This window comes from Streptomyces sp. NPDC101152 (genome assembly GCF_044768275.1).
Lineage (GTDB): Bacteria > Actinomycetota > Actinomycetes > Streptomycetales > Streptomycetaceae > Streptomyces.
In genome coordinates this window covers 48687-71108 of record NZ_JBIWPO010000026.1, presented here as the reverse complement: position 1 = coordinate 71108, position 22422 = coordinate 48687, and the positions used below count along the sequence as shown (strand labels likewise).

At 71.9% G+C, this 22422-nt stretch carries 20 protein-coding genes; 8 read left to right on the top strand and 12 right to left on the bottom strand.

The annotated features are described in order from the left end of the window. Window positions 1-194: 194 nt before the first annotated feature. The gene (locus ACIRVK_RS28585; RefSeq protein WP_404251976.1) at window positions 195-2609 is read right to left on the bottom strand and encodes a tetratricopeptide repeat protein; all 2415 of its coding nucleotides are present in this window, start codon (window positions 2607-2609) and stop codon (window positions 195-197) included. A gap of 93 nt (window positions 2610-2702) precedes the next feature. Here ACIRVK_RS28585 and ACIRVK_RS28580 point away from each other — a divergent pair, with 93 nt between their 5' ends. Next, complete coding sequence (locus ACIRVK_RS28580) at window positions 2703-3215, top strand: DUF2165 domain-containing protein (protein WP_404251975.1); 513 nt, start codon at window positions 2703-2705, stop codon at window positions 3213-3215. 9 nt (window positions 3216-3224) lie between these two features. Here the strand turns inward: ACIRVK_RS28580 and ACIRVK_RS28575 are convergent, their stop codons facing one another. The 3 genes from ACIRVK_RS28575 to ACIRVK_RS28565 form a co-directional block, all read right to left on the bottom strand. Next, a complete protein-coding gene (locus ACIRVK_RS28575) occupies window positions 3225-3779 on the bottom strand; it encodes a hypothetical protein (protein ID WP_404251974.1) in 555 nt (184 codons plus the stop codon). 81 nt (window positions 3780-3860) lie between these two features. Continuing rightward, window positions 3861-6446 (bottom strand): bifunctional FO biosynthesis protein CofGH, encoded by a 2586-nt coding sequence (locus ACIRVK_RS28570; RefSeq protein WP_404251972.1) that lies wholly within the window; start codon window positions 6444-6446, stop codon window positions 3861-3863. Window positions 6447-6484: 38 nt separating this feature from the next. Then, window positions 6485-7333, bottom strand: coding sequence for an LLM class F420-dependent oxidoreductase (locus tag ACIRVK_RS28565; protein WP_404251970.1), 849 nt, complete (start codon window positions 7331-7333; stop codon window positions 6485-6487). A 166-nt stretch (window positions 7334-7499) separates the two neighbouring features. On the opposite strand from ACIRVK_RS28565, the gene ACIRVK_RS28560 reads away from it, so the two are divergent. After that, window positions 7500-9005, top strand: a complete 1506-nt coding sequence (locus ACIRVK_RS28560) for a CehA/McbA family metallohydrolase (protein WP_404251968.1) — start codon at window positions 7500-7502, stop codon at window positions 9003-9005. A gap of 88 nt (window positions 9006-9093) precedes the next feature. Here ACIRVK_RS28560 and ACIRVK_RS28555 read toward each other — a convergent pair whose 3' ends face one another. Then, a complete protein-coding gene (locus ACIRVK_RS28555) occupies window positions 9094-9291 on the bottom strand; it encodes a type II toxin-antitoxin system HicA family toxin (RefSeq protein ID WP_404251966.1) in 198 nt (65 codons plus the stop codon). On the opposite strand from ACIRVK_RS28555, the gene ACIRVK_RS28550 reads away from it, so the two are divergent. Next, on the top strand, window positions 9284-9466 hold the full coding sequence (locus ACIRVK_RS28550; RefSeq protein ID WP_404251964.1) for a DUF397 domain-containing protein: 183 nt from the start codon (window positions 9284-9286) through the stop codon (window positions 9464-9466). The two genes, ACIRVK_RS28555 and ACIRVK_RS28550, sit on opposite strands and share 8 nt — an antisense overlap. On the opposite strand, the gene ACIRVK_RS28545 is transcribed toward ACIRVK_RS28550, so the two are convergent. Beyond that, entirely contained in the window at window positions 9449-10273 is an 825-nt protein-coding gene (locus tag ACIRVK_RS28545) for an endonuclease/exonuclease/phosphatase family protein (protein WP_404251962.1), read from the bottom strand. The two genes, ACIRVK_RS28550 and ACIRVK_RS28545, sit on opposite strands and share 18 nt — an antisense overlap. A 109-nt stretch (window positions 10274-10382) precedes the next feature. On the opposite strand from ACIRVK_RS28545, the gene ACIRVK_RS28540 reads away from it, so the two are divergent. The 4 genes from ACIRVK_RS28540 to ACIRVK_RS28525 all read left to right on the top strand — a co-directional run bounded on the left by ACIRVK_RS28540 (window position 10383) and on the right by ACIRVK_RS28525 (window position 11585). After that, window positions 10383-10778, top strand: coding sequence for a nitroreductase/quinone reductase family protein (locus ACIRVK_RS28540; protein WP_404251961.1), 396 nt, complete (start codon window positions 10383-10385; stop codon window positions 10776-10778). 26 nt (window positions 10779-10804) lie between these two features. Further along, complete coding sequence (locus ACIRVK_RS28535; protein WP_404251959.1) at window positions 10805-10987, top strand: hypothetical protein; 183 nt, start codon at window positions 10805-10807, stop codon at window positions 10985-10987. A gap of 61 nt (window positions 10988-11048) precedes the next feature. Then, window positions 11049-11315, top strand: coding sequence for a type II toxin-antitoxin system Phd/YefM family antitoxin (locus tag ACIRVK_RS28530; RefSeq protein ID WP_404251957.1), 267 nt, complete (start codon window positions 11049-11051; stop codon window positions 11313-11315). A 6-nt stretch (window positions 11316-11321) separates the two neighbouring features. Next, the gene (locus ACIRVK_RS28525) at window positions 11322-11585 is read left to right on the top strand and encodes a type II toxin-antitoxin system RelE/ParE family toxin (protein ID WP_404251955.1); all 264 of its coding nucleotides are present in this window, start codon (window positions 11322-11324) and stop codon (window positions 11583-11585) included. A gap of 12 nt (window positions 11586-11597) precedes the next feature. Here ACIRVK_RS28525 and ACIRVK_RS28520 read toward each other — a convergent pair whose 3' ends face one another. The 6 genes from ACIRVK_RS28520 to ACIRVK_RS28495 form a co-directional block, all read right to left on the bottom strand. Then, complete coding sequence (locus ACIRVK_RS28520) at window positions 11598-13052, bottom strand: aldehyde dehydrogenase family protein (protein WP_404251954.1); 1455 nt, start codon at window positions 13050-13052, stop codon at window positions 11598-11600. Then, window positions 13049-14779 (bottom strand): amidohydrolase family protein, encoded by a 1731-nt coding sequence (locus tag ACIRVK_RS28515; RefSeq protein WP_404251952.1) that lies wholly within the window; start codon window positions 14777-14779, stop codon window positions 13049-13051. Before ACIRVK_RS28515 ends, ACIRVK_RS28520 begins: the two co-directional genes overlap by 4 nt. 117 nt (window positions 14780-14896) lie before the next feature. Then, entirely contained in the window at window positions 14897-16015 is a 1119-nt protein-coding gene (locus tag ACIRVK_RS28510) for an LLM class flavin-dependent oxidoreductase (protein WP_404251950.1), read from the bottom strand. 87 nt (window positions 16016-16102) lie between these two features. Next, the gene (locus ACIRVK_RS28505; protein WP_404251948.1) at window positions 16103-16873 is read right to left on the bottom strand and encodes an SDR family NAD(P)-dependent oxidoreductase; all 771 of its coding nucleotides are present in this window, start codon (window positions 16871-16873) and stop codon (window positions 16103-16105) included. An 11-nt stretch (window positions 16874-16884) separates the two neighbouring features. Continuing rightward, complete coding sequence (locus ACIRVK_RS28500) at window positions 16885-17808, bottom strand: LLM class F420-dependent oxidoreductase (protein WP_404251946.1); 924 nt, start codon at window positions 17806-17808, stop codon at window positions 16885-16887. Beyond that, window positions 17805-19031: an amidohydrolase family protein gene (locus tag ACIRVK_RS28495; protein WP_404251944.1), complete on the bottom strand. Its 1227-nt coding sequence runs from the start codon at window positions 19029-19031 to the stop codon at window positions 17805-17807. Before ACIRVK_RS28495 ends, ACIRVK_RS28500 begins: the two co-directional genes overlap by 4 nt. A 186-nt stretch (window positions 19032-19217) precedes the next feature. Here ACIRVK_RS28495 and ACIRVK_RS28490 point away from each other — a divergent pair, with 186 nt between their 5' ends. Then, window positions 19218-22166 (top strand): BTAD domain-containing putative transcriptional regulator, encoded by a 2949-nt coding sequence (locus ACIRVK_RS28490; protein WP_404251942.1) that lies wholly within the window; start codon window positions 19218-19220, stop codon window positions 22164-22166. The last annotated feature ends 256 nt before the right edge of the window (window positions 22167-22422 follow it).

The window sequence follows — 22422 nt, the reverse complement described above, 5'->3', positions numbered from 1 at the left end:
GATGTGCCACCGCCCAGCCGGGCCACGACCGCCGCTCGCTGCTCTCGCGCCCACGGGTACCCCGGCTGGAGCCCCAGGGCCCGGTCCAGGGCCGCAAGGGCTTCCGGGTGACGGCCCAGGTTGCACAGTGCGGCGCCCCGGCTCGCGTGGGCCCAGGCGCACGGAGTGGCGGGAGTGGCCGCTCAGGGCTCGGTTCAAGGGGATGTGCCACCGCCCAGCCGGGCCACGACCGCCGCTCGCTGCTCTCGCGCCCACGGGTACCCCGGCTGGAGCCCCAGGGCCCGGTCCAGGGCCGCGAGGGCTTCCGGGTGGCGGCCCAGGTTGCTCAGTGCGGCGCCCCGGCTCGCGTGGGCCGAGGCGTAGCCGGGGTCGATGGCGAGGGCGCGGTCGTAGTCGGCGAGAGCCTCCTCGTCGCGGCCGGCGGCACGCAGGGCGTCGCCGCGTTCGCAGTGGCCCCAGCCCCAGTCGGGCCACAGGCCGACCGCGTGGTCGAGGTCGGCGAGCTGCCGGTCGTGGTCGCCGAGCGCGCGCCAGACCCGGGCCCGGCGGCCGAGCGCCCAGGCGTAGTCCGGTTTGAGTTCGAGCGCGCGGTTCAGGTCGGCGAGCGCCGCGTCGAGCAGGCCGGCGCGTTCCAGCGCGGCCCCGCGCGAGGCCCAGGCGAACTCGCGGGTCGGGTCGAGCCGGATGCCCTCGGTCAGGTCGCGGACCGCCTCCTCCTCGTTCCGCAGCAGGCGGTGGAACTCGCCGCGCAGCATGACGTTCCAGGCGTTGTGCGGCTCCAGTTCGACCACGCGGTCCAGGAGGGCGAGGGCGGCCCGGTGGCCGTCGGCCCGGCTGACGACGACCGCCTTGGCGCGCAGGGCCCGTACCAGGTCGGGATCGAGGGCGAGGGCGCGGTCGTATTCCTCCAGTGCGCGCCCGTCGTCGCCGTCGCGGGCGAAGGCGTCGGCCCGGATGCTCCAGGCCCGGGCCCGCCAGGGCTCTTCGCCCCGCGCCCGGTCCAGCAGCAGCCCGAGCAGCCGGGTCACCCCGCCCGCCGCGAACGCCTCGGCCAGGTCGGCCGCCCACGTCCGTACGGTGTCGGCGTCGGCGTCCTCCCCGGCCTCCGCGAGCAGCCGCACCCAGTGCCGTACGACCTCGTCGCCCTGGTCGCAGGCGTCGACGAGGTCGCCGAGGACCTCGGGCAGCGCGGCCCGGGGCGCGCCGCACAGCACGTGGTACGACTCGGCGAAGCGCAGCTCCCGCCACTGCTCGTCCGCCCACAGCCCGTCGGGCGGCAGGTTCCGCTCGGTCCGCGCCCGCCAGCCGCCGAACGCCCGGGTCAGCCGCTCGTGCCGCTCGGTCCAGGTGCGCGGGTACCAGCGGCGCTGCGAGCGCAGCATCGGGGCGCGGACGACGTCGTGGTAGCGGAGCCGGTCGCCGCGTTCGCCGACGAACGGCATGCCCCGCAACCAGCCGTACAGGTCCTCGAGTCGGTCGTCCGGGCAGTCGAGGACCGCCCGCAGCACGTCCGCGTCGAGCCACCTCGGCAGTGCCCCGGCGAGTGCCGCCGCGCGCCGTACGGGATCGCGCTCCCACTTCAGGAACCGCTCCACGGCGTCCGTGCTCGGGTCGCCGACGTCGTCGAGGGCGGCGGGGCGGGCCTCGGCGAGGGTGGAGACCAGCACCGGCAGCCCGCCGGTCAGCCGCAGCACCTCCGCGACGACCGGCTCGTCCCGTACGCCCCGGTCGGCGAGCAGCCCGCGCGCCTCGGCGTCGGTGAAGGGGCCGAGGGGCACGTCGGCGAGGAAGTCGGCGAAGCCGCCCCAGCGGGCGGTGTCGAAGGGCTGCTGACCGGCGGTGACGACCACGACGTTCGCGGGCAGGGCGCCGTACCGGTCGGTGGTCATCAGCTGGTGCAGCCAGCCGTCGAGGAAGGGGCCGGTGCGTTCGTACGTGTCGAAGAACAGGACGATCGACGGCGCGGCGGCCGCCGCCTCGGACAGCGCGTCCAGCAGCACCGGTGTGAGCACGCTCTGCGGGGACAGCACGAGCTGCACGTCCTCCTGGCTGCGGAAGCGGGCGCTGAGCCCGGCCCGCAGGCGGTCGACGCCCTCGGCGAGCCGGTCGGGATCGAGGGCGCCGGCGAACGCGCCGACCACCGGTACGGCCGCCGCGCCGATCAGCCCGGCCCGCGCCACCGCCAGGCTCCCCGCCGACGGCCCCTCCCGTTCCGGATCCGCCGTGGCGAGCACCGCCTCCGCCTCGTGCCGCCGCTCCCGATGGGCCGCGAGCAGCCGGTCCAGCTCCTTGAACCGATGCCCCTGCGCGGTGAACTGACGGCTGATCAGCTCCAGGGCGTCGGTGACGCTCCCGGCGCCCTCGTCCACGTACGCGGTGAGCGCGCCCCGTTCACGGGCGATCTGCTCCAACTCCCGTACCAGGAAGGTCTTTCCGACGCCCGCGTTGCCGTGGACGTGGAACCGGAAGCGGTGCCGTTCGTCCTCGGGCGGCAGGTCGAAGTTGGCCCGGAACGCGGCCCGTTCGGCGCCACGGCCGACGAACCCGGCGCGTCTGCGGCGGGCGATCAGGTCCTGCATCGACGGCGTGGACCCCCGTGTCTGCGCCACCCGTACGTCCTCTCGCCCGGGAACCCGCCATCTCACCAATATTCTGGCTCATTTCACGCAGCAGCACGATCTTCCCGGGGAAAGATGGCTGTCATGTCCACCAACACACCCCCCACCTCGCGTGCCCTCGATCTGACGGCCGCTCTTCTCACCGCCACCGTCGCCCTCTACATCGCGCTCGTGGCGTTCGGCAACATCACCGACTTCGGGACGAACCAGGCGTTCGTGCAGCACGTCCTGGCGATGGACACGACGTTCAAGGACCACGACCTGATGTGGCGGGCGATCACCAACAAGGGCCTGCAGAACACCGCTTACGTCCTGATCATCGTCTGGGAGACGGTTGCCGCGCTCGTCCTGGTCTACGGCACCTGGCTGTGGACCCGGCGCGACAAGGCCCGCGCCCGCAGCGTCTCCGCCTACGGCCTGCTGATGCTGTTGCTGCTCTTCGGCGCCGGGTTCATCGCGATCGGCGGGGAGTGGTTCTCCATGTGGCAGTCGAAGACGTGGAACGGACTGGACGCGGCACTGCGCGTGTTCGTGCTCAGCGGCCTCTCGCTGCTCGTGGTGCTGCTGACCGACCGCCGGTCCGACCCGAAGGCCTGACGCTCAGGGCTATTTGACGACCGTGACCTTCGTCCCGGTCGTCCCGAACGTCCACAGTGCCGACCCGTCCGCCGTCCGCATCCGGATGCCGCCCGTCCTGGCTCCGGACGCGGGCGGCGGCGACGATCCGTCGACCGCGTTGGAGAAGGCGATGTTCACGCCGGACTGCGCGGAGAAGTAGACGATGTGGTCGATCTTCACGCCGTCGGAGCCGATGATCGGACCCGCGGCGCGGGAGCTGACCGCGTAGGTGCCGACGCCCGGGCTCACCGTCCCCGGCCAGACGGCGAAGGTGCGGCGGGCCGCGTCGCTCGCGTCGACCAGCCAGACCGTCTTCTGGCCGAGGGAGTAGACGATCCGGCGTCCGGTGCCGGAGCCGTCCGGCACCTTGGCGGGCGCCGCGGTCTTCGTGACGGAGGGATGCGCGCCCGCCGACGCCGACGCGTGCGCCCGTCCGGCGACCACGTGGGGCTTCGTTCCCTTGTCTGCCTGCACGGCCAGGACGGCGACAGCGGCGATCGCTCCTACCGTCAGACCGGTCACCCAGACCTTGGGGGCTGGCACGGACGCATCTCCTCGGCTGCGGGACCCCTGGCACCCGTCGGAACAGGGGTCCGATCATCGTACTGTGACGCCCCCTGCTCCTCAGTCCAGCACGGGCAGCAGCTCCGGCAGGTGCCCGTCGGACACCGCCGCCGCCCGCTGCCGCTCCTCGGGCACCTCGCCGTACAGCGTGGTCCGCGGCTTCGCCGGCCGCCCCGCCGCCTCCGCCACCGCGATCAGGTCCTTGACCGACTTGTAGGAGCCGTAGGAGGACCCGGCCATCCGGGAGATCGTCTCCTCCATCAGCGTGCCGCCCAGGTCGTTCGCGCCCGAGCGGAGCATCTCCGCCGCGCCCTCCGTGCCCAGTTTCACCCAGCTCGTCTGGATGTTGGGGATGTGCGGGTGCAGCAGGAGACGGGCCATCGCCGTCACCGCGCGGTTGTCGCGGACGGTCGGTCCGGGCCGGGAGATGCCCGCCAGGTAGACCGGCGCGTTGGTGTGGATGAAGGGCAGGGTCACGAACTCGGTGAAACCGCCCGTCTGCTGCTGGACGCGGGCCAGGGTGCGCAGATGGCCGAGCCAGTGGCGGGGCTGGTCGACATGCCCGTACATCATGGTCGAGCTGGACCTGATCCCCAGCTCGTGCGCGGTGGTGACGACCTCGATCCAGGTCGCGGTCGGCAGCTTGCCCTTGGTCAGGATCCAGCGGACCTCGTCGTCGAGGATCTCGGCGGCCGTGCCAGGGATGGTGTCCAGGCCGGCCTCCTTCGCCGCCGTCAGCCACTCGCGGATCGACATGCCGGTGCGGGTCGCGCCGTTGACGACCTCCATCGGCGAGAAGGCGTGCACGTGCATGCCGGGCACCCGCTCCTTCACCGCCTTCGCGATGTCGAAGTACGCCGTCCCCGGCAGGTCGGGATGGATCCCGCCCTGCATGCACACCTCCACCGCGCCCACGTCCCACGCCTGCTGGGCACGGTCGGCGACCTGCTCCAGGGAGAGCGTGTAGGCGTCCGCGTCCGTGCGCCGCTGGGCGAACGCGCAGAAGCGGCAGCCGGTGTAGCAGACGTTGGTGAAGTTGATGTTGCGGGTGACGATGTACGTCACGTCGTCGCCGACGGCCGCCCTGCGCACGTCGTCCGCGATCCGGGTCAGGGCGTCCAGCGCGGGCCCGTCCGCGTGCAGCAGTGCCAGCGCCTCGGCGTCGGTCAGGCGGGTCGGGTCGTCGGCCGCGGTCGCCAGGGCCGCCCGTACGTCGGTGTCGATGCGCTCGGGCACCATGCCGGGTGCCGCGGCCTCGCGCAGCTCCGCCCAGTCGCCGTACACCTCGTCGAAGTCGTCGCGGCGGTCGGACGTACGGCCCTCGGTGTCGACGGCGGTGTGCAGGTCGGTGCGGCCTGAGGCGGTGAAGGCCTCCTCGGGCTCCTGCCAGGGGTGCCCCTCCACCACCGCGTCCGGGAGGGCGAGGCCGGTCTCCGGGTCGGCCAGCGCCCGTACGTGCGGCAGCAGCCGCGGATCGAGCCAGGGCTCCCCGCGTCCGACGAACTCCGGATAGACGCACAGCCGTTCCCGCAGCTCGAACCCGGCCGCCTCCGACCGCTCGGCCAGCTCCTCGATCTGCGGCCAGGGACGCTCGGGGTTGACGTGGTCGATGGTCAGCGGGGAGACCCCGCCCCAGTCGTCGATGCCGGCCGCGATCAGCCGCTCGTACTCGCCCTCGACCAGGTTGGGCGGGGCCTGGAGGCAGGCGGACGGGCCCATGATGTGCCGGGCGACGGCGATGGTCGCGACCAGCTCGTCCAGCTCCGCGTCGGGCATGCCGCGCATCGCGGTGTCCGGCTTGGCGCGGAAGTTCTGGATGATCAGTTCCTGGATGGAGTGGTAGGCGCGGGAGATCTTCCGCAGCGCGAAGAGGGACTCGGCCCGCTCCTCGTACGTCTCGCCGATGCCGATGAGCAGGCCGGAGGTGAAGGGGACGGACGACCGTCCGGCGTCCTCCAGCACCCGCAGCCGTACGGCGGGCTCCTTGTCCGGGGAGCCGTGGTGCGGGCCGCCCGGCTCGGACCACAGGCGGGTCGCGGTGGTCTCCAGCATCATGCCCATGGACGGCGCGACGGGCTTGAGCCGCTGGAAGTCGGTCCAGGACAGCACGCCCGGGTTGAGGTGGGGCAGCAGCCCCGTCTCCTCCAGGATGCGGATCGATATGGCGCGGACGTAGGCGATGGTGTCGTCGTAGCCGTGCGCGTCCAGCCACTCCCGTGCCTCGGGCCAGCGGTCCTCGGGCTTGTCGCCCAGTGTGATCAGCGCTTCCTTGCAGCCGAGGGCGGCGCCCTTGCGGGCGATGTCCAGGACCTCGTCCGGCGACATGAACATCCCGTGCCCGGCGCGGCGCAGCTTGCCGGGGACGGTGACGAAGGTGCAGTAGTGGCACTTGTCCCGGCACAGCCGGGTCAGCGGGATGAAGACGCTCTTGGAGTACGTGATGACGCCGGGCCGGCCGGCCGCCTCGAGTCCCGCGTCGCGCACCCGGGCGGCCGACGCGGCGAGGTCGGTGAGGGCCTCGCCGCGGGCCTGGAGGAGGACGGCGGCCTCGGTGACGTCCAAGGCGACGCCGTCGCGGGCACGTTTGAGGGCGCGACGCATGGAGTTCTCGGTCGGGCCGGTTCCGGGAGTCGCGGAAGTCGTCATTGTTCGAGCATAAGGTCGACCTGATCAGCGCCCGGAGGTCAGCCCAGGAAGGCGCCGTAACCGTCGAGCGCCCGCAGCACCTCCGCCTCCCCCTCCGGCGGCAACTGGACCACGACCTCCTCGATGCCCAGCTCGGCGTAGTGGGCGAGCTTGCCGGGGGTCGGGAAGACGGCGTACGGGACGACCTGGAGGGCGGCCGGGTCGCGCCCGGCGTCCGACCACGCGTCCCGCAGCACCGGCAGGGACTCGGTCAGCCCGCGCCCCCCGATGGGCATCCAGCCGTCCGCGTACGCGGAGATGTGCGAGAACAGCTTCGGCCCCGCCGCCCCGCCGACGAGGGTGCGCGGCCCGACCACCGGACCACGCGGCTTCTGCACCGGCTTGGGAAAGGCGGAGGAGGCCCGGACACTCCCGAACTCGCCCTCGTACGCGGTCGGTTCCTCCGACCACAGCGCGCGCATCAGCGCCATCCGGTCCTTGACCAGCTCCCGCCGCGTCCGCCACTCCACGCCGTGGTCGGCGGCCTCCTCGACGTTCCAGCCGAAGCCGAGGCCGAGGGTGAAGCGGCCGCCGGAGAGGTGGTCGAGGGTGGCGATCTGCTTGGCGAGGTCGATGGGGTCGTGCTGGGCCACCAGCGTGATCCCGGTACCGAGACCGAGCCGCTCGGTCACCGCGGCGGCCTGACCGAGGGCGACGAAGGGGTCGAGGGTACGGCCGTACTCGCGCGGCAGCTCGCCGCCCGCCGGGTACGGGGTGACCCGCTCCACCGGGATATGGGTGTGCTCGGGCAGGTAGAGGCCGGCGAAACCCCGTTCCTCCAGCTCACGGGCGAGCCGGGTCGGGGTGATCGTCTCGTCGGTGAGGAAGATCGTTACGGCGATACGCATGACCCATCTGTACCGGCCGGAAGGACGGATGTCCATACCGACCGGTCGGCACCTACGTCACACCGACCGTATGGAGGATCCTCTGCTTCGCGTACAGGACATCCCGTCGACGGCCGATTCCCTTCTCTTCCACGGCAGTTCACACCCGCACCGCAAAGTGGGCCCCATGGGTGAGGACGCGCACGGCATCGGGCGACGCGCTCTGTTCGTGACGGGCGCGGCCGCCGCGCTTACGTTGGGAGGCGTGAGCTTCGCGGCGGCCGACGGCCAGGACCAGGAGACGAGAACGGTACGCGGCACCCTTCCCCCGGGTTCGCCGGACTTCGTCTACGTGCCCGTCGAAGTCCCGTCGGGCGTACGGGAGATCAGGGTCGCGTACACCTACGGCAGACCGTCCGTGCCGGCCGGCACGGCGGGCAACGCCCTCGACATCGGCATCTTCGACGAGCGCGGCACCGAGCTGGGCGGCCACGGCTTCCGCGGCTGGTCGGGCGGGGCGCGCTCGGAGTTCTTCCTCCGCGCGGACGACGCGACGCCAGGGTACGTCCCGGGTCCGATCCGGGAGGGCACCTGGCATGTGGCGCTGGGCCCGTACACGGTGGCGCCCCTGGGCCTCTCCTACGAGCTGACGATCACCCTGACGTACGGCGAGCGGGGCGAGACCCCGCGCCCGGTGTACCCGCCGTCCCGTGCCCGGGGCCGGGGCCGGGCCTGGTACCGGGGCGACTGCCACCTCCACTCCTGGTACTCGGACGGCCGCCGCACCCCCGCCGAGATCGCGGCGCTGGCCCGCGCCGCGGGCCTGGACTTCATCAACAGCTCCGACCACAACACCCACGCCTCCCACCCCCACTGGGCCACCGAGGCGGGCGACGACCTGCTGATCCTGCTCGGCGAGGAGGTCACGACCCGCAACGGCCACGTCGTGGCGCTGGGGACGGACCCGGGGACCTTCGTCGACTGGCGCTACCGGGCACGCGACAACCGCTTCGGCCGTTTCGCCCGCGAGATCCGGCGGGCCGGCGGCCTGGTCGTACCGGCCCACCCGCACGCCACCTGCATCGGCTGCGGCTGGAAGTTCGGCTTCGGCGAGGCGGACGCGGTGGAGGTGTGGAACGGCCCGTACACGCCCGACGACGAGGTGACGCTCGCGGAGTGGGACAACATGCTGGTCGCGTCCGTCCGGGGTTCGGTGCGCGCCTGGATCCCGGCGATGGGCAACAGCGACGCGCACCGCGCCCCGGACACCGTGGGCATGCCCCAGACGGTGGTCCTCGCCGACGACCTGAGCCGCGAGGCGATCCTGGCGGGCATCCGCGCGGGGCAGGCGTACGTCGCCGAGTCGAAGAACGTGTCGCTCACCTTCACGGCGTCGGGCGCGCGGGGCGAACAGGCCGGGATCGGGGAGCGGCTGGAGGTGGCCGCCGACACCCCGGTCACGATCCGCGTCGAGGCCACGGGCGCCCCGCGCTGCACGATCCGCCTGGTCACCGACCAGGGCGTCCTGCACACGAGCGACCCGTTGCCCGTGGCGGGCGCGGGCGCGGTGGAGTGGCGCACGACGCCGGCGTACGCGGCCTACGTCCGGGCGGAACTACGGCACGAGACGGCGGCGGGGCCGGTGCCGGGGGTGCTGGCGGCGTTCACGAATCCGATTTTCCTCGGACAATGAGGCCGCGCCCTTGGGTCTCACCCCTTCGGGGCGCGAGTGGTGCCGGGCGAAGTCTCCTTGGACGGCGGAGGCTGTCACCGTCTCCGGACTATTTGAGGTGCTCGGTGAGGTCGTCCACGGTCCAGTCGGCCTGGCGGAGGATGGAGCGGAGGGTGCCGGGCGCAAGAGAGCGGTGCAGGGGCACGATGACGGCACGGTCGTCCTTGCGGTACTTGGCGTGACTGCCCCGGGTCGCGATCTGATCCTCTCGATCGTCCAGAACATGTGAAGGAGCCCAGATGTCCACCCGCGCCTGGCGGAAGTCGTCCTACTGCCAAGAGGGAGAGGCCTGCGTCCACATATCCCCCACCCCCACCGCCATCCACATCGCCGACAACGACCCGCCCCGCACCGTCCTCACCGTCAGCCCCGTCGCCTTCGGGGCGTTGGTCGACCTGGTGAAGTCATCCGCCGGTCGCTGAACCTGCCAGGTCCGCCACCACCGCCGCGTGGTCGGAGGGCCACACCCCGTCCACGGGGCCGTCGCCCGCTCGCCGCACGCCCCTGACGTGGCCGAGGCCGCTCGGGCCCGGGGGGCCCACGTAAACGTAGTCGATACGGGCCGGCGGGGTGCCGCGTACGTACGGGTTCGCCGGGGCCCAGGTCGCGGAGGGGGCCGTGGGGTCCGCGTAGGCCCAGGCGTCCAGGAAGATCTGGCCGGGGACGGGCGGGGTGGTGCGGGTGCCGCCGAAGAGGCGGAGTTCGTCGGAGTCGGGCCGGGCGTTGAAGTCGCCGGTGACGACGGGCGGGAAGTCGGTGCCCTCGCGGTGGGCGGCGACGAACTCGGCGAGGGCGGTGACCTGTTGGCAGCGTACGGCCGATGCGTCGGGAGCCGAGCTGAGGTGGACGGTGACGAACAGGATCTCGTACGACGGTGCCGCCAGACGGGTGGCCAGGGCGAGCCGTCCGTCGTCCAGTTCCTCGGGCGCCGGCAGCCGCAGCTCGTCGCGGTCGGCGATCGGCCAGCGGCTCAGCACGGCGTTGCCGATCTCGACGCCCGGTTCGCCGATGCGCCGCTGCCAGCGGTCGGAGGCGGGCGAGGGGGCCCAGGTCCAGTGCATGCCGAGCTCGTCGGCGAGCCACCCGGCGAGGTTGTCGTCGCCCAGGGCCCACACCTCCTGCAGGCCCACGACATCGGGGCGCAGGTCGCGCAGGACGGCGAGGACCGCCTTCTGCCGCTCGGCCCAGGGCCCGAAGCGCCACCACAGGTTCCAGGTCACGACGCGCATGGGCCACCGTCTCTCGTCGCGGAACCGTGCGGGGTTCCGACGCCCGTTCGAGTGCGAGTGAGAGATATTGAAGAGCATCGGCAGCCCGACGAGACGGAGATCCGCGAACATGCCCCGCGACCACGAGAGCAAGTACCGGTCCGCCACCGCCTTCCAGCGTCGCCTGAACCCGATCATGCGGCGCCTGCCGCTCCAGACGGTCCTGGAGACGACGGGTCGCACCTCCGGCCTCCCCCGCCGCACGCCGGTCGGCGGCCGACGGGTCGGGGACTCCTTCTGGCTGGTGTCGGAGTTCGGGGAGCGCGCTCAGTACATCCGCAACATCAAGGCCGATCCGAGGGTCCGGGTCCGCATCCGGGGCCGCTGGCACACGGGCACGGCCCACCTCCTCCCCGACGACGACCCCATCGCCCGCCTGCGCGCCCTCCGCTCCCTGAACAGCGTGGCGGTACGGGCGATCGGGGCGGGGTTGCTGACGGTGCGGGTTGATTTGGACCGGGGATGACCGAATCGCCCAGGAGGGCCACCTACGTGGAATCGAAGAAGGACACCCCAGCCGACGCAGCTCGCATCATCCGCCGGCGGTCTCTCGTCGAAGAACTGGAGCGCTCAGCGCGACTGCGCGCCGAAGCCGGGATCGTGGCAACGGTCGGCTACCCGGACGAGAGCGATGGGGAGGTGCTGGAGCGCTGGAGCCGAGTGGCGCGCCGGTGAAGCGCTGAGATCACCCCCGGGCGTTTTGTGTACACATGGCACACTCGGTACACTGGGGCGCATGACACAGATGCCCATAGAGTCCATTCGCGACGTCCGCGCGCACCTGGCAGAGGTCGTCGAGCGTGCCGATCGGGACGACCAGCCGACCATCATCACGCGCCGGGGCAAAGAGGTGGCCGCCGTCGTGTCGATCGACGTCCTGCGGAAGTACCAGCAGTGGGAAGAGCACGAGATCAATCGCATCATTGATGAGCGAATGGCGAACGCCTCGCCGGGCATCCCGATCGAGGACGTCATGCGGGAGACATTGGCCCGGGGGGACTGAGCGCACGTGAGTGAGTACCGCACCGTCTTCCGACCCGAAGCCCAGGCCGAGCTGCGCAAAATCCCGCGCGACGTGGCGCTCCGCATCCTCGCCAAGCTGACGGAACTGGAGAGCGACCCCCTCGGTTTCAACACAACGGCACTGGTGTCACAACCCGAACGTCGTCGCCTACGAGTCGGCGACTACCGCGTCATCTACACGATCGACAACGGAGAACTGGTGGTGTGGGTCGTTCACGTCGGCCATCGGTCCACGATTTACGACACCTGAGCCGATCTAGGCTCACCCCGGCCACACCACCGACTGCACCTCCCCGTACGCGTGCAGGGCGTACGAGCCGACGTCCCGGCCCACGCCGCTCTTCTTGAAGCCGCCGAACGGGGCCTCCATGTTGCGGCCGACCGTGTTGACGCCCACGCCCCCCGCCCGTAGCCGCCGGGCCACCCGGAACGCTCTCGCCACGTCTCCCGACCAGACGTAGTCGATCAGTCCGTAGTCGCTGTCGTTGGCCAGGGCGATGCCCTCGTCCTCCTCGCCGAAGGGGATGACGACGACCACCGGGCCGAAGATCTCCTCGCGGGCCACCCGCATGTCGTTCGTGCAGTCGGCGAGGAGGGTCGGGGGGACGTAGAAACCCCGCTCCAGGGGCGGGCGTTCGCCGCCAACCACCACCACGGCACCTTCCTTGCGGCCCAGTTCGACGTACGACTCCACCCGGTCCCGGTGGGCCGCCGAGATCACCGGGCCGACCACCGTCTCCGGCGACCTCGGATCGCCCACCGTCAACCGGCCCGCGTAGGCCGCCAGTTGGTCCACCAAGCGGTCGTACGCCCCCCGCTGCGCCAGCACCCGCGTCGGTGCCGTGCAGATCTGGCCGCTGTAGAAGGAGAACGTCGTGCCGATCCCGGCCACCGCCGAGCCGATGTCCGCGTCGTCGAAGACGAGCGCCGCGCCCTTGCCGCCCAGCTCCATCAGCTGACGTTTCATGTCCCGTCCGCACACCTCGGCGATGCGCTGACCGACGGCCGTGGACCCGGTGAAGCTCACCATGTCCACGTCGGGAGAATCCACGGCGGCCTCGCCGACGGACGCCGACCGGCCCGAGACGACGTTCACCACGCCCGCCGGCGCGCCCGCCGCCTCCAGCGCATCCGCCATCCGGTAGACCGACAGGGGGTCCTGCGGGGCGGGCTTCACCACCACGGTGTTGCCCATCGCCAGGGCGGGCGCGACCTTCCCGGCCGGGTTGGCCCACGGGTTGTTGTACGACGTGATGCAGGTGACCACTCCGACCGGCTGCCGCACGGCCAGCGCCCCGAACACCCCCGCCTTCCCCATCGGCCCGGCCTCGTTGATCTGCGGCGGGATCGCCCACTCGGCCGGCTCCACGCGCGCGTACCGCCGGAACCGGGCCATGCCGACCCCGACCTGCATCGCCCGCGCCGTCCCCGTCGTCGCCCCGGTCTCCGCCTGGGCCAGCTCCGTGTACGGCACGAAGCGGCTGCCGATGATCTCCGCGGCGCGTCCGAGGATCGCCGCCCGTTCCTCCGGCGAGGTCCTCGACCACGGTCCGAAGGCCTCGCGGGCCGCGGCGCAGGCCGCGTGCACCTGATCCCGCGAGGCCTCCGGAGCCCACCCGATGTTCTCCTCCGTCGCCGGGTCGACGACGGCGTAGTGCCCACCGTCCGGCTCGACCCGGCGCCCCCCGATGAACAGCCCCTGTTCCTCGCCGTTCAACGAGTGCTCACCGTCCTCGTGTCCCGGCCCGACCGGAGCACCTTCCCCGGGACCGCGCCGCTCACCACGTCGTCCCGGATCGCCTCGACGCCGTTGACCCACACGGCCCGTATCCCGAGCGCCTTGGCGTCCAGCCGCGGACTGTCACCCGGCAGGTCGTGCACCAGGGTGGCCGAGGCCGCGTCGATCCGTTCCGGGTCGAAGAGCACGAGGTCCGCATGGAAGCCCTCCGCCACCCGCCCCCGCTCCCGCAGTCCGAAGAGCCGCGCCGGGTCGTCCGTCAGCATCTTCACCGCCTGCTCCAGACCCACCAGCCTCCGGCCGCGCAGGCAGTCGCCGAGGAAGCGGGTCGTGTACGGCGCCCCGCACATGCGGTCCAGGTGCGCTCCCGCGTCGGAACCGCCCAGCAGCACGTCCTCGTGCTGCCAGGTCTCGGCGCGCAGCGCCCAGGACGCCGGGTCGTTGTCGGTCGGCATGGGCCACAGGACCGTACGCAGCTCGTCCGCCGCGCAGATCTCCACCAGGCACTGGAACGGGTCCTGCCCCCGCTCCGCCGCGATGTCCCGCACCACCCGGCCGGTCAGCCCGCGGTTCGCCTCGCTGTAGGTGTCCCCGATGACGTACCGCCCGAAGTCCGCGAGCCGCCGGAAGACGCCCGCCTCCTTGGACTCGGCGCGGCGCAGCATCTCGGCGCGGACGGCCGGGTCCTTCAGCCGCGCGATGCGCTCCGGGACGGGAAGTCCCAGGATCGGGCCCCACCCCGGGATCAGGTTCAGCGCGCAGAAGGTGCCCAGCGACATGTTCATGGGCGTGAGGATCGGCATGGTGAGCGCGACGACCCGGCCACCCGCCTTCCGCGCCTGCTCGCTGGCCTGCAACTGCCGGGGCACCCGCTCGGGGACGGACGCGTCGATGGTCAGCACGTTCCAGTTCAGCGGGCGCCCGGCCGCCGCGCTCATCTCCGCGAACAGCTCGATCTCGGCGTCGCTGAACTGGTCCAGGCATCCGGCGACGATCGCCTCGATCTGCGTCCCCTCGTGCTCCCCCACGGCACGCGACAGCGCCAGCAGCTCCGCCGGCCGCGCATGCCGGGAGGCGACGGGCTGCCCGTCCCCGTCGGAGTGCGTCGAGGACTGCGTGGTGGAGAACCCCCAGGCCCCGGCGTCCATCGCCTCGTGCAACAGCCTTACGATCTCGCCGAGTTGCTCCTCACTGGGCTGCCCCCCGACCGCGTCCGGCCCCATCACGTACCGCCGCAGCGCGCAATGCCCCACCATGAAGCCCGCGTTGACGGCGATGCGCCCTTCGAGGGCGTCCAGGTAGTCGCCGAAGGAGCTCCAGCTCCAGGGCGCCCCCTCCTCCAACGCCACCAACGACATCCCCTCGACCTTGGACATCATCCGCCGTGTGTAGTCGGCATCGGCGGGACGGTTCGGGTTGAGCGGCGCCAGCGTGAACCCACAGTTCCCGGCGGCGACGGTCGTGACTCCGTGGTTGAGGGATGGCGTCGCATACGGATCCCAGAACAGCTGGGCGTCGTAGTGGGTATGCGGATCGACGAAGCCGGGCGCGAGGACGAGCCCGGAGGCGTCCTCGCGGGTCCGGGACTCCTGATCGATACGGCCGATGACTGCTATACGCCCGTCCCGTATACCGACGTCGGCGGTGTAAGCGGGCGCGCCGGTTCCGTCCACAACCGTGGCGCCCTTGATGACGTGATCGAGCATGCGTGACCTCCTTGGCGCCGGGGCGATTTCCTACCTAGGGGCGCGGGGCTGTATCGATTTGCGGCTCCGCCGCGTGGGCGCGACCAGCCCCCACAAACCCGCAGCCGCCGTACAACCTCAGACAGCCCCCCGGAACCGCGACGTCCGATGCACAGGATCCGTGTCGATCTTCGGAATCACGTGCTCCCCGATCAACCGAATCGTCTGCAACGTCTCCTCCTTCGGCACCCCCACCGGCAACCCGAAGCTCAACTGGTCCGCCCCCGCCTGCTCCCACCGCTTGCACTGCGTGAGCACCTCGTCGGGGTCCCCGCAGATCAGCAGCTCCTCCTCGATGAGCACCTCCACGAACTCCGGCGTGTACTCCGGCAGCGTCTCCGGCCACACCGGGAACCCCTCGGGGCGCGGGAACGTGTCGTGGTACCGGAACACCAGTGAGGGCAGGTAGTGCAGCCCGCCGTGCACCGCGATGTCGATCGCCTCCGCGTGCGTCGGTGCGCAGATCGCGGTCGTCGTGACCATCACGTTGTCGTTGACGAAGTCCCCGATCGGCTCGGCGTTCACGATCGCCGTCTTGTACTGCTCGAGCACCCACTCCATGTCGGAGACCTTCTGGATGCTGAACCCGAGGACCCCGAGCCCCTTCTTCGCGGCCATCGCGTACGACGGCGGTGAACCGGCCGCGTACCACATCGCCGGGTGCGACTTGCCGTACGGCTTCGGCAGGACCTTGCGCGGCGGGAGCTGCCAGAACTTGCCCTGGAAGCCCGCGTACTCGTCCTGGAGCCACATCTTGGGGAACTCGGCGATGGTCTCTTCCCAGATCTCCTTGGTGTAGTTCATGTCGGTCACCCCGGGGATGAACCCGAGGATCTCGTGCGAGCCGGCGCCCCGCCCGCTGCCGAACTCGAAGCGGTTCTCGGTGAGGTGGTCGAGCATGGCGACCTTCTCGGCCACCTTCACCGGGTGGTTGACCTGGGCCAGCGGGTTGAAGATGCCGGAGCCGAGGTGGATGCGTTCCGTCGCGTGGGCGAGGTAGCCGAGGAACACGTCGTTCGCGGAGAGATGGGAGTACTCCTCCAGGAAGTGGTGCTCGGACGCCCACGCGTACTTGAAGCCCGATTTGTCCGCCTGGATGACGTACTCGGTCTCCTCCATCAGCGCCTTGTGCTCGGCAAGCGGGTCGGTCTCGGCGCGCTTGCCCACGTATCCCTGTACAAAGAGGCCGAATTCCACGGCGGTTCACCATCCCAAGGCAGGTGAGTCTGCTGAGTCCTACGACTTTCTGACGTACCGTCAGAAAGGTCAATAGTTGACGGTACGTCAGATGATGCTGACCCCCGCCAGCCAGCCGCCGTCGATGACGAAGGGCTGACCCGTGATGTACGAGGAGTCGTCCGACGTCAGGAACAGGGCCAGCCGCGCCACCTCCTCCGGCCTGCCGATCCGGCCCAGCGGTACGAGCTTGCGATACAGCTCGTCCAGGGCCCGGGTCGTCTCCGCCGCGTCCGCCTCCGGATCCAGTTGGGCCGGGTTCGACATCGGGGTGTCGATCGCGCCGGGGCACATCGCGTTGACGCGGATGCGCCGGTCGGCGAGCTCGAGCGCGGCGACCCGGGTGAGGCCGAGGACGGCGTGCTTGGTGGCGGCGTACGTGCCGACCGCCGCCATGCCGGTGACGGCCGTGTAGGAGGCGGTGTTGACGATCGTGCCGCCGTCCTCCATGAGCGGCGCGACGGTCTTGACGCCCAGGAAGCAGCCGACCTGGTTGACCCGTACGACCTGCATGAACTCGTCCAGGGGCGTGTCCACCAGGGAGTTGAAGCGCAGGATGCCGGCGTTGTTGACCAGGCCGTCGATGCGGCCGTACGCCTCCTTGGCGGTGCGGGCCGCCGCCTGCCAGTCCGCCTCCTCGCCCACGTCGAGGTGGACGTACCGTGCGCCGATCTCCCGTGCCAGCGCCTCGCCCTGTTCGTCGAGGACGTCGGCGACGACCACCTCCGCGCCCTCCGCCCGGAACAGGCGGGCCTCCTGCTCCCCCTGCCCGCGTGCCGCGCCGGTCACGACGACGACCCGTCCGTCCAGTTTGCCCATGCCGTAACTCCCTAGAGGTGTGGGGCGACTTCGGCGCCGAAGGCCGTGATCTGGTCGGTGAGTTCGGTACGGCTCCGGCAGCGGAACCGCACCTGGATCTGGTGCACGCCCATCGCCCGGTAGGCGCGCAGGGACTCGGCGAGCGCGTCCGGGGGGCCGGTGAGGGTACGGCGGCCGACGTCCCAGGCGGGCTCGCCGACGTACAGGGGCTCGGTGATCGCGCCGACGGTCAACTCGTCCTCGATTCCGGCCTCTTCGCGCAGTCGGCGCAGGCGGGTGATCTGGGCGGGGAGGCGGTCGCGCGGGTCGCCCTGCGGGAGCCAGCCGTCGCCCTTGAGGGCGGCCCGGCGGACGGCGGCGGGGGACGAGCCGCCGACCCACACGGGGACGCGGTCCTGCGCCGGTCTGGGTCGCTGGCCCAGTTCCGCGAAGTCGTACAGCTTGCCGTGGTGTTCGGGGAACTCCTCGGGGCCGAGGGCCGCGCGCAGGGCGTCGATCGTCTCGTCGAGCACGGCCCCGCGGTGCTCGAAGTCGGCGCCCAGCGCCGCGAACTCCTCCGGTACGTGCCCGGCCCCGACCCCGAGGATCAGGCGCCCCCCGCTGAGGTGGTCGAGGGTGGCGTACTGCTTGGCGGTGAGGAGGGGGTGGCGCAGGGCCACGATCGCCACGTGGCTGAGCAGGCGGACGCGTTCGGTGACGCCCGCCAGGTAGGAGAGGGTGGCGACCGGGTCGTACCAGACCGTGCTCATCGCGGGGGCCAGGCGGCGGGGGATGGCCACGTGGTCGCAGCTCGCGAGGTAGGCGAAGCCGGCCCGGTCGGCCGCCCGGGCGACGGCGATCAGGTCGGCGGGGCCGGCCGTGGCCTCCCAGGGCTCGGCGTAGATCGTGCTCTGGGACTGGACCGGCAGCTGCATCCCGTACGCGAGGGCGCTCATGGCCGCCAGAGTCCCTCGGGGGTGAGGCCGAGCAGGTCGATGGCGTTGCCGCGCACGATCCGCTCCACGACCTCCGGGTCCAGGTGGCCCATCTGCGCCTCGCCGACCTCGCGGGACTTGGGCCAGGTGGAGTCGGAGTGCGGGTAGTCGGTCTCGTACAGGACGTTGCCGAGGCCGATGGAGTCGAGGTTGCGCAGGCCGAAGGCGTCGTCGAAGAAGCAGCCGTAGACGTGCTCGGCGAAGAGTTCGGACGGCGGCCGGTGCACCTTGTCGGCGACGCCGCCCCAGCCGCGGTTCTCCTCCCAGACGACGTCGGCGCGTTCGAGGATGTACGGGATCCAGCCGATCTGGCCCTCCGCGTACATCACCTTCAGGTTCGGGAAGCGCTCGAACTTGCCGCTCATCAGCCAGTCGACCATCGAGAAGCAGCAGTTGGCGAAGGTGATCGTCGAACCGACCGCGGGCGGGGCGTCCTTGGAGGTGGAGGGCATACGGCTGCTGGAGCCGATGTGCATGGCGACGACCGTGCCTGTCTCGTCGCAGGCGGCGAGGAAGGGGTCCCAGTCGTCGGAGTGGACGGAGGGCAGCCCGAGGTGCGGGGGTATCTCGGAGAAGGCGACCGCGCGGACCCCGCGGGCGGCGTTGCGGCGGACCTCGGCGGCGGCGAGCTCGGCGTCCCACAGGGGGATGAGGGTGAGCGGGATCAGGCGGCCCCGGGCCTTCGGGCCGCACCACTCCTCCACCATCCAGTCGTTGTAGGCCTGCACGCACAGCAGGCCGAGTTCGTGGTCCGCGGCCTCGGTGAAGGTCTGGCCGCAGAAGCGCGGGAAGGTCGGGAAGCAGACGGCGGACTGGACGTGGTTGACGTCCATGTCGGCCAGCCGCTCGGGCACGTCGTAGGAACCCGGGCGCATCTGCTCGTAGGTGATGACCTCCAGCTTGATCTCGTCCCTGCTGTAGCCGACGGCCGTGTCCAGGCGGGTCAGGGGGCGCTGGAGGTCCTCGTACAACCACCAGTCGCCGATCGGGCCGTCGTCGCCGGGGGCGCCCATGACGGGCTTGAAGCGGCCGCCGAGGAAGCTGATCTCCTTCAGCGGGGCGCGGACGATCCGTGGGCCGACGTCCAGGTACTTCTTCGGGAGCCGGTCCTGCCAGACGTTCGGCGGCTCGACGGTGTGGTCGTCCACGGAAATGATCTGAGGGAGCGTCAGTCGGGAGTCCATGCCGCTCACGGTAGCGCCGATCTGACGGTCCGTCAGCTCCCCGGTCCGGGGTTCCGGATGGGGAGGAGGAGTAAGGGCTTGGTGATATCCCGTGCGCCTGGCTGTGACGGAGCTCTCCCCGGCTGACGCATCCGCCGTGGACAAGGCAGACTGACGTAGTTGCTCACTGGGTCTAGGGGGACGGCGATGGACGACGCACCGCGGGTGCCGGAGCAGAGGCGCCCCGGCTCGCCCGAGCCGACGGCACTGCGCTTCGGGGTGCTCGGTCCGGTGCGTGCCCGGCGCGGTGACGAGGCCCTGAACACCGGCTCCCCGCAGCAGCGCGCCCTGCTGGCCGCCCTGCTGCTGCGCGAGGGCCGTACGGCGACCGCGGCCGAGCTGATCGACGCCCTGTGGGGCGAGGAGCCGCCCTCCCAGGCGCTGGCGGCGGTACGGACGTACGCCTCCCGGCTGCGCAAGGTGCTGGATCCCGGGGTGCTGGTGAGCGAGTCGGGCGGCTACGCGGTGCGCGGGCTCGGCGAGGGCGCGCTGGACCTGGCGGTGGCGCAGGAGCTGGCGGCCGAGGCGGAGAAGGCGCGGGGCGCCGGGGACCTGTGCCAGGCGCGGGAGGTGCTGGGGCGGGCCCTCGCCCTGTGGGACGGGGAGACCCTGGCGGGCGTTCCCGGCCCGTACGCGGAGGCCCAGCGGGTACGCCTGGAGGAATGGCGGCTGCAACTCGTCGAGTCGCGCCTCGACATGGACCTGGAGCAGGGCTGCCACGCGGAGGCCGTGTCGGAGCTGACGGCGCTGACGGCCGCGCATCCGCTGCGGGAGCGGTTGCGGGAGTTGCTGATGCTCGCCCTGTACCGCTCCGGGCGGCAGGCGGAGGCGCTCGCGGTGTACGCCGACACGCGCCGGCTGCTGGCGGAGGAGCTGGGCGTCGACCCGCGTCCGGGGCTGCGCGAGCTCCAGCAGCGGATCTTGCAGGCCGACCCGGGGCTGGCGGAGCCCTCCGCGCCGCGGGCCGAGCCGGCCGCCGCTCCGGTGCGGCCCGCCCAACTCCCCGCCACCGTCCCGGACTTCACCGGCAGGGCGGCCTTCGTGAAGGAGCTGGGCGAGGTGCTGGCCTCGGCGGAGGGCCGCGTGATGGCGGTGTCCGCGCTGGCCGGCATCGGCGGTGTCGGCAAGACGACCCTCGCGGTGCACGTGGCCCACCAGGCGCGGGCGGCCTTCCCCGACGGGCAGCTCTACGTCGACCTGCAGGGCGCCGGAGCGCGGGCGGCGGAGCCGGAGACGGTGCTCGGCTCGTTCCTGCGGGCGCTCGGCACGCCCGACTCGGCGATCCCGGATTCCCTGGAGGAGCGCGCGGGGCTGTACCGGTCGGTGCTGGACGGGCGCCGGGTGCTGGTCCTGCTGGACAACGCCCGGGACGCGGCGCAGGTACGCCCGCTGCTGCCGGGGACCGAGGGCTGCGCGGCCCTGGTCACCTCCCGGGTGCGGATGGTCGATCTCGCCGGGGCGCACCTCGTCGATCTGGACGTGATGTCCCCGGAGGAGGCCCTGCAACTCTTCACCAGGATCGTCGGGGAGGAGCGGGTGGCCTCGGAGCGCGAGGCGGCCCTGGACGTGGTGGCCGCGTGCGGTTTCCTGCCGCTGGCGATCCGGATCGCGGCCTCCCGGCTCGCGGCCCGCCGCACCTGGACCGTCTCGGTCCTCGCCGCCAAACTCGCCGACGAGCGGCGGCGGTTGGACGAGCTGCAGGCCGGAGATCTCGCGGTCAAGGCCACCTTCGAGCTGGGCTACGGCCAGCTGGAGCCGGCCCAGCAGCGGGCGTTCCGGCTGCTGGGGCTCGCGGACGGTCCGGACATCTCGCTGGCCGCCGCGGCGGCGGTCCTCGACCTCCCGGTGGACGACACCGAGGACCTGCTGGAGTCCCTGGTCGACACCTCGCTCCTCGAGTCGGCGGCGCCGGGCCGCTACCGGTACCACGATCTCGTACGGCTCTACGCGCGTGCGTGCGCCGAGCGGGACGAGTGGCCGCCGAGCGAGCGGGGCGCGGCGCTGTCGCGGCTGCTGGACTTCTACCTGGCCACGGTCGGCGGGGTCTACCTCATCGAACGGCCCGGGGACCGGCTGGTCGACCACCTCGCGACGCCGGAGTACCCGGGGCTGACCTTCTCCGACCGGCACGCCGCGCAGGACTGGCTCTACGCGGAGGCGGTCTCGCTGCTGGCCTGCGTACGGCAGTCCGCGCACCCCGGGATGCTCGGGCACGCCGTCGACGTGCTCTGGGCGGCCGTCGACCTGGCGGAGTCGGGGACCAACTCCAGGGAGTACGAGGCCGTCGCCTCGGCGCTGCGGGAGGCGGCGCGGGAGGCCGGTGACCGGCGCGCGGAGGCGCGGGCGCTGATCACGCTGGCCTACGCGCACAGCATCACCGGCCGCTTCGACCTGGCCGACGAGGAGGCCGGGCAGGCCCGGGAGCTGACCGGCGGGGACGGTGATCCGCTGGGCGGCTGCTGGTCGTACAACATCCTCGGCGCGATCGCGATGTACCAGAGCCGGTACGAGGACAGCGAGCGGTACTTCACCCGGGCCATGGAGAACTTCCGTGCCGTGGCCGACCGTTCGGGTGAGGCGAGCGCGCTGTGCAACCTCTCGCGCACCTATCTGGCCACCGACCGCACCGAGGACGCGGTGGCGCTGGCCCGGCAGGGCACGGCGATGTACGACGACATGGGCCACGCCCTGAAGGGCGCCAACGGGCGGTACGCGCTCGGTCTCGCGCTCACCCGGAGCGGGAAGCTGGCGGAGGCGACGCGGTGCCTGCAGCAGGCGCTGGAGGTGTTCCGGGAGAGCAGGCAGCGGCTGTGGGAGGGCATGACCCTCTTCCGGCTCGCCGAGCTGGACCTCACGGCCCGTCGTCCCGCGCAGGCGGCGGCCGACGCGGAGACGGCGCTGACGCTGCTGCGGGGGATCGGCGGCGAGTGGCGGCGCGGCAACGTCCTCACGGTGCTCGGGCGCGCCCTCAACGGCATCGGGCAACTGGACCGGGCCCAGGTGTGCTGGCGGGAGGCCCTCGAGATCTTCGAGGCGCTGGGGGCGCCGGAGGCGGACGAGGTGAGGGGTCTGCTGACGCCGGCGGCGGTCGCCTGAGGGGCGTTCATCGTTCGTTTATCGCGGTCCGGCAGTCTCACTTCTGCCGGGCCGTCGCGTCGGGGGGCAGACGGAACGGCAGGAAGCCGGACCTCTAAGGGGTCATTGCACTATGAGCGTCCGATCAGGTCGCGTGGTCTGGTGCCGTGCATCGCAAGGCGCCGGAGCACCCTGGTAGCGGAGCTACCTGGGCGTTTCGGCAACGCGGCGAGGTGCGGTGCCAGACCACGCGACCCGGGCGGGCATAGTGCAAGAC

Excerpts from the sequence above, each read along its gene's own strand:
- ACIRVK_RS28540 (WP_404251961.1), top strand. The coding sequence starts at position 10,383 with ATGCCCCGCGACCACGAGAGCAAGTACCGGTCCGCCACCGCCTTCCAG.
- ACIRVK_RS28565 (WP_404251970.1), bottom strand. The coding sequence starts at position 7,333 with ATGCGTATCGCCGTAACGATCTTCCTCACCGACGAGACGATCACCCCG.
- ACIRVK_RS28580 (WP_404251975.1), top strand. The coding sequence starts at position 2,703 with ATGTCCACCAACACACCCCCCACCTCGCGTGCCCTCGATCTGACGGCC.
- ACIRVK_RS28560 (WP_404251968.1), top strand. The coding sequence starts at position 7,500 with ATGGGTGAGGACGCGCACGGCATCGGGCGACGCGCTCTGTTCGTGACG.
- ACIRVK_RS28515 (WP_404251952.1), bottom strand. The coding sequence starts at position 14,779 with ATGCTCGATCACGTCATCAAGGGCGCCACGGTTGTGGACGGAACCGGC.
- ACIRVK_RS28500 (WP_404251946.1), bottom strand. The coding sequence starts at position 17,808 with ATGAGCGCCCTCGCGTACGGGATGCAGCTGCCGGTCCAGTCCCAGAGC.
- ACIRVK_RS28490 (WP_404251942.1), top strand. The coding sequence starts at position 19,218 with ATGGACGACGCACCGCGGGTGCCGGAGCAGAGGCGCCCCGGCTCGCCC.
- ACIRVK_RS28505 (WP_404251948.1), bottom strand. The coding sequence starts at position 16,873 with ATGGGCAAACTGGACGGACGGGTCGTCGTCGTGACCGGCGCGGCACGC.
- ACIRVK_RS28530 (WP_404251957.1), top strand. The coding sequence starts at position 11,049 with ATGACACAGATGCCCATAGAGTCCATTCGCGACGTCCGCGCGCACCTG.
- ACIRVK_RS28570 (WP_404251972.1), bottom strand. The coding sequence starts at position 6,446 with ATGACGACTTCCGCGACTCCCGGAACCGGCCCGACCGAGAACTCCATG.
- ACIRVK_RS28550 (WP_404251964.1), top strand. The coding sequence starts at position 9,284 with ATGTCCACCCGCGCCTGGCGGAAGTCGTCCTACTGCCAAGAGGGAGAG.
- ACIRVK_RS28545 (WP_404251962.1), bottom strand. The coding sequence starts at position 10,273 with ATGCGCGTCGTGACCTGGAACCTGTGGTGGCGCTTCGGGCCCTGGGCC.
- ACIRVK_RS28495 (WP_404251944.1), bottom strand. The coding sequence starts at position 19,031 with ATGGACTCCCGACTGACGCTCCCTCAGATCATTTCCGTGGACGACCAC.